This is a genomic window from Nitrospira sp. BLG_2 (assembly GCF_049222245.1).
This window is the reverse complement of the sequence record NZ_JBLYIG010000659.1, coordinates 1-6,087: the sequence shown is the minus strand read 5'-3', so window position 1 is coordinate 6,087 and position 6,087 is coordinate 1. Positions and strand designations below refer to the sequence as shown.

6 protein-coding genes are annotated in these 6,087 nt (G+C 57.5%); 5 read left to right on the top strand and 1 reads right to left on the bottom strand.

Features of this window, described 5'->3' with window-relative positions; all coding sequences use genetic code 11:
• The 5 genes from ACOSYY_RS17485 to mutS form a co-directional block, all read left to right on the top strand.
• On the top strand, positions 1–306 hold a 306-nt coding region (locus tag ACOSYY_RS17485; RefSeq protein WP_421664113.1), incomplete at its 5' end, for a pyridoxine 5'-phosphate synthase.
• Positions 307–357: 51 nt separating this feature from the next.
• Positions 358–1,953, top strand: coding sequence for an NAD(P)H-hydrate dehydratase (locus ACOSYY_RS17480; RefSeq protein WP_421664112.1), 1,596 nt, complete (start codon positions 358–360; stop codon positions 1,951–1,953).
• A gap of 10 nt (positions 1,954–1,963) precedes the next feature.
• Positions 1,964–2,506, top strand: coding sequence for a tRNA (adenosine(37)-N6)-threonylcarbamoyltransferase complex ATPase subunit type 1 TsaE (tsaE, locus tag ACOSYY_RS17475; protein WP_421664111.1), 543 nt, complete (start codon positions 1,964–1,966; stop codon positions 2,504–2,506).
• The gene (locus ACOSYY_RS17470) at positions 2,503–2,847 is read left to right on the top strand and encodes a LapA family protein (protein ID WP_421664110.1); all 345 of its coding nucleotides are present in this window, start codon (positions 2,503–2,505) and stop codon (positions 2,845–2,847) included. Before tsaE ends, ACOSYY_RS17470 begins: the two co-directional genes overlap by 4 nt.
• Positions 2,840–5,485: a DNA mismatch repair protein MutS gene (mutS, locus tag ACOSYY_RS17465; protein WP_421664109.1), complete on the top strand. Its 2,646-nt coding sequence runs from the start codon at positions 2,840–2,842 to the stop codon at positions 5,483–5,485. Before ACOSYY_RS17470 ends, mutS begins: the two co-directional genes overlap by 8 nt.
• A gap of 81 nt (positions 5,486–5,566) precedes the next feature.
• On the opposite strand, the gene ACOSYY_RS17460 is transcribed toward mutS, so the two are convergent.
• A partial coding sequence (locus ACOSYY_RS17460; protein WP_421664107.1) for a hypothetical protein occupies positions 5,567–6,087 on the bottom strand: 521 nt, incomplete at its 5' end.

Genomic DNA, 6,087 nt, shown 5'->3' with positions numbered 1-6,087 from the left:
AATCAGATCAGGGCCGCACACAAAATTACGGCTGATTTCGTGGAGCTGCATACCGGTCGTTACGCGAATGCCACACGCTCCAAGGAAGCCGACGCGGAATTCGAGGCCATCACCCACGCCGCCAAGCTGGCTTACAAGCTTGGGATCGGGGTCAATGCCGGGCACGGACTGAATTACCGTAACATCAAACGCCTGACGCATATTCCCGAAATCGTCGAGTACAACATCGGGCACAGTATCGTCGCACGGGCGGTCCTCGTGGGTCTCGTACAAGCCGTGAAAGAGATGAAGGCTTTGCTCGGTTGATCTGATGTCGTCGACCCGCTGGACCCGCCCTTTCACCACGTTCGGTTCACCATGATCAAGATCATCACCGCGGCGCAAATGCAGGGGCTCGACCGGCGGACGATCTCAGAGGCCCATATCCCGGCGACGACGCTGATGGAACGTGCCGGGTCCGGTGTCGTATCTTGCCTTGAGCACCGGCTGGGACCTGTGCGGGGCAAGGCGGTCACCGTTGTTTGCGGAAAAGGCAACAATGGGGGAGATGGATTCGTCGCTGCTCGCCTACTCCGCCGGCGCCATGCCAACGTGCGCGTTCTCGTCATGGCACCCACCTCGGAACTGAGCCGCGATGCCGCAACGATGTATAAGCAATTCGTTCGGGGCGGAGGGAAATCTTCCGTCTACCTCTACACGTCCAAGGCTCAGACGCAAGCGCTTTTGCGGGACAGTGAGATCCTCGTCGACGCGCTCCTCGGGACAGGACTCTCATCCGCTGTAACCGGACGCTATGCCGAGACCATTGACTGTATCAACGAGACCGGTCGTCCTGTCGTGGCTGTCGATCTTCCATCAGGTCTCCATGCCGATACTGGAAGGATCATGGGCCGAGCCGTTCGTGCCTCTCTTACCGTGACCTTTGGTCTTCCAAAGTTAGGCCTCTATCAAAACAATGGGATCGACCTCGCCGGAGAGGCGGCCATCGTAAACATCGGAATTCCACCGGCTTACATTGACGCAGTCGAGAGCCGAACGACCTTGATCACAGGGCGCGAAGTGCGGACGTACCTGCCGGGACGACAGCCATCGAGTCACAAAGGTACATTTGGACACGCCGGCATTATTGCCGGGTCCGTTGGAAAAACCGGTGCCGCCGCCATGGCCGCACGAGCGGCCCTGCGTGTCGGCGCGGGCCTCGTGTCCGTTGCAATCCCTGCGAGTGTCAACGATATATTGGAAGCAAAGCTGTTGGAGGCGATGACGGTTCCGATGCCTGAAACCAAAGCGCGCACCTTCGCGCGGACCGCGTTGGATCGGCTGACCGCGTTCATGGCGGCTAGAACCGCGGTCGCCATCGGTCCGGGATTATCGACTCATCCCGAAACAGTTGAACTCGTCCAGGCCTTGGCGAAACAGCTTGATCGGCCGGCTGTTTTGGATGCGGACGCCCTGAACGCATTGACGGGACGGACTGCTCTTCTGGCATCTTGCAAAACACCCCCGATTATCACGCCCCACCCCGGAGAAATGGCGAGACTGGAAGCCGACGCAACACCTCAGACCGTCAATAGTGATCGGATCGGTACGGCTTCCCGCTTCGCGCGAGAGCGAGGCCTGTTCGTCGTTTTGAAGGGAGCCCGGACCGTCGTCGCCAGACCGGATGGAGCCGTCGCGATCTGCCCCACCGGCAATCCGGGGATGGGGACGGCAGGAACAGGCGATGTGTTGACCGGCATGATGGTGGGCCTCCTAGCGCAAGGCGTGCCCTCCTGGGAAGCTGCCTGTGCCGCAACGTACCTACATGGGACAGCCGGCGATTTGGCTGCAGCCAGAATGGGGCAGGCCGGGATGATTGCGGGAGACGTGATCGAAGAAATTCCCTACGCTCTCAGGCAGATATATCAGGCTTCATCAAACACACCCAATACCATATGGAATGATCCCGTGTAAGGACGCTTCCATGGCGATATCTATCAGCCCTCTGGGCCTTACCCTCTCATCACCTGAGGAGACAGAATCGTTCGGATACGCCATTGGCCGGCTGCTTCGTGGAGGAGAGGTGCTCGCCTTGATCGGTGAATTAGGTGCAGGCAAGACGGCATTCGTCCGCGGGATCGGCGCCGGGCTCGGCATACCGGCCGCTTCCGTCACGAGTCCGACGTATCTGATTGTGCAGGAATACCAAGGGCGGCTGCCGCTCATTCATATCGACTTGTACAGGTTGCAGAACGCTCAAGAAACCGAGTCGATAGGGCTATCGGATTATCTGACCGGCGACGCGGCCGTCGCCATCGAGTGGGCAGATCGATTTCCCCGCTTGCTACCGGAGGACCGATTGGAAGTGAGGTTCTTCCATAGAACCAGGACGACCAGAAGAGCCCGCGTGGAGGCACGCGGTTCACGCTCTCGTTCCCTTCTCGCTCGAATCGGGAAAGTCGTGCGTCCAACACTCGGATCAGCCCGGCCAAGCCTCCAAGCCGGCAGAAAGACTTCGCCGCGATGACTCGACTTATTCTGGTCGGTATTCTTGTGCTCCTTTCGTTGGCCTTTTTTCTTCAAAATCAGGAACAGGAGGTCACACTCCGCTATTTCTTTGGATTGCTCGAAGCCTCTACTCCTATTTACAAACCCATCATGGCCGGCTTTGTCATCGGTCTTTTGGTCGCGGCGATCTTGTTGTTTCCTCCTTGGGTACGCGGGCGTATCGATCTTCGGCGAAAGACGAAGGCGTTACAGGAAGCCGAGGTCAACTTAGAGCGACTTCGGCAATCGTTTGAGAAGATGTCCGGCCGAGCCCAGGGCTCCACTCACATGGAGCCTTCGAGAGACCTCGTTGATGAATGACTCGATCCTGAGCCCGCTCATGCGGCAGTATCGGGACATCAAACAGGGATACCCTGAGGCCATACTTTTTTTTCGCGTCGGAGATTTTTATGAGATGTTCTACGAGGACGCGCAGGACGCTTCTCGACTCCTCTCGATCGCCCTGACTTCCCGTGACAAGAACAGCGCCCATCCTGTCCCACTGTGTGGCGTTCCCTATCATGCAGCCACAGGCTATATCGCAAAACTATTGAAGGCCGGTCGTATCGTCGCGTTGTGCGAGCAAGTTGAGGATCCCAAGGCGGCGAAGGGGCTGGTACGGCGTGAAGTCGTCAGGCTTTATACTCCCGGCACACTCGTAGACACGGAGTTTCTCGCTCCTTCCGAGCCTAACTATCTGGCCGCGCTCGCCGTTCGATTAGACACAGCTCAGGAAATACCGATAGGCTTGGCCGCCCTCGAGGTTACAACCGGTGAATTTTGGGGGATGGAGTTTCACGGTCCTCATGCGTTCACGCACCTCTTGAACGAAGTCGCTCGGCTGGATCCTCGGGAGGTGCTCTGCCCGGCGGACCTTGTCCGTCAATCCTCCGCGTCGATCCAGCACATCACGGGAGCACGCATATGTGAACGCCCCCCGGCATCGTTCAGCCGACAATCGGCTGTTCGCGCCTTGACTGAGCACTTCCGCGTGCAAACCTTGGAACCCCTAGGCTGCGCCGACTTCCCAGCCGCCAGTCGCGCTGCAGGAGCGGTTTTGTCGTACTTCCACGAAACCCAACCGACGGTTCCTCTTGATCACGTTCGCCGGTTCACTATCCGGCATACTAGCGAATACATGCACCTGGATGGAGCGACCATCCGTAATCTGGAACTTGTCAAGCCATTGGCGTCGAACGAGCCGGCGGCGGGTGTGCCCCCATCGACTCTCCTGAGTGTGCTGGATCGGACCGCCACGGCGATGGGTCGTCGACTCCTTCGCCAGTGGCTGGTGAGGCCGTTACTCCACTGCGATCATATTCGACTGCGGCTCGATGCGGTGGAAGAACTGAAGAACCACATGCAGGCGCGGACTGCATTGCGCACGGCCTTGCGGGAGATCCAGGATATCGCACGGCTTGGCAGTCGCATCGTACTCGGATTGGCCGGCCCGCGAGAGCTTTTGGCCCTCAAACAGTCCCTCTCGCTTTTACCTGAGATTTTTGTCGATCTGACGCCGCTCCGGAATCAGCTGCTCTGCGATGCACGTGCATCATGGGACAACTGCCAAGATCTGTACGACCTGATCGAGCGGGCAATCCGACTTGACGCTCCCCTCACCATTCGCGATGGGAACATCATCAAAGATGGCTATGATCCTGCAATCGACGAATTGCGCAAAATCAGCAGGGAAGGGAAAAACTGGATCACCGCAATTGAGACGCAGGAGCGTGATCGAACCGGCATTGAATCATTGAAGATCCGTTACAATCAAGTTTTCGGATACTATATCGAGATCACCAAAGCCAATCTTGCCCGTGTCCCCGCCGACTACATTCGCAAGCAAACCCTGGTCAATGCCGAACGGTTCATGACCGAGGAATTGAAGGAACTGGAAGAACGGATCACCGGGGCAGACGTGAAGATGCTCGCTCGTGAGCAGGAGATCTTTGCCCAGCTTCGCTCGCGGTTGGCGAAAGAAGCCCATCGCCTCGACGCCATGGCGGCCGCCCTTTCGCTGATTGATGTCGTGGCCGGACTGGCCGAGGCCGCCGCGTTGCACAGATACACCAAACCGATGGTGACAGAAAGCGGTGTCATCACCATACAGGGCGGTCGTCACCCCGTGGTCGAACGACTCTGCACGGACTCGGTATTCGTGGCGAATGATACCGCCTTGGATCTGGAAATGAACCGGCTGCTGATCATTACCGGTCCAAACATGGCAGGGAAGAGCACGTATCTTCGGCAGGTCGCGCTGATCGTGTTGATGGCTCAAATCGGCAGCTTCGTGCCCGCCGAAGAAGCGCATATCGGATTGGCCGATCGTATCTTCACAAGGGTGGGCGCCTCGGATAATCTGGCCGGAGGCCAGAGTACGTTCATGGTTGAAATGGTCGAGACGGCGAATATTCTTCAGAACGCTACTCAGCGCAGCCTGATTCTCTTGGACGAAATCGGTCGCGGCACAAGCACCTACGATGGCCTGAGCATCGCCTGGGCAATCGCAGAGCACATCCATGACCGCGCACGATTAGGCGCGCGCACGTTGTTTGCCACTCATTATCATGAGATGACGCAGTTGGAGCAACAACGGACCGGCATCAAAAATTTTCACGTAGCCGTTCAGGAATGCGGCGGGGACGTCGTGTTTCTTAGAAAAATCGTGGCGGGCAAAGCCGACCGGAGTTACGGTATCCACGTCGCCAAGCTCGCAGGGCTCCCTCCCGGCGTGATCTCTCGGGCGCAAGCGGTACTGTCGCAACTTGAACAACCGGAGTCGGCTCGTTCCGAGTCGATCCAGGAACAACTCCCCCTGACACCTGAATCCCTTCCTACTCCTCACCCAATCATTGAGGAGGTCAAGCAGATCGACTTGTTCTCAATGACGCCGCTTGATGCATTGAATCGCCTTGCCGAACTGCAGCGCATGGTGAGATCGGATCCATCCGATCGATAATTCCTCATTGGATCTGAGGGTAAAAACAAAACGGGCGGCACTTCCACAAGGAATGCCGCCCGTTTCCATCTGGAATAACTTTCAGCGAGCCAGATTATACTGCGCAGTCCAGGGAATGAGGCCACCGAGGGTTTTCCCCCCTGGAAGCATCACATCGTATTGCATTCCAACACTGCTCCCGTCAGGACCCATCGGCGTAGTGTTGAGGCCTTGCTTGGCCGCCGCGCAAGCCTTGTCGAACTCGTTTTTCCCGGCACAATCTTTGAGACGAAGCGCCGAAATGCTCACGGGTTTACCAATTGCACCGGACACCTCAGGAATCTTCTTCACCGACGAAATCACCCGATGGTTCTGCTCGGTCTCCGTGACGACGAATTCAATCAAGTCGGTCGTGCTGCCAGGGGGTACATCTTTCGCTGCTGCGGGTCCCGCATGGGGTCGGCCCATCTTCTTCAGCTCTTCCCAGGCTGACTTATCGGCATAGAACTTCACATTTTTACCCGGATGAATCTTTTGCCAGTACAAGCCGCTCTCGGCATTACCGCCGAAGACGGCGATGTTGATCCACACCGCTTCATCGTACGGATCAAGCACGATGACAC

Excerpts from the sequence above, each read along its gene's own strand:
- mutS (WP_421664109.1), top strand. The coding sequence starts at position 2,840 with ATGAATGACTCGATCCTGAGCCCGCTCATGCGGCAGTATCGGGACATC.
- ACOSYY_RS17480 (WP_421664112.1), top strand. The coding sequence starts at position 358 with ATGATCAAGATCATCACCGCGGCGCAAATGCAGGGGCTCGACCGGCGG.
- tsaE (WP_421664111.1), top strand. The coding sequence starts at position 1,964 with ATGGCGATATCTATCAGCCCTCTGGGCCTTACCCTCTCATCACCTGAG.
- ACOSYY_RS17470 (WP_421664110.1), top strand. The coding sequence starts at position 2,503 with ATGACTCGACTTATTCTGGTCGGTATTCTTGTGCTCCTTTCGTTGGCC.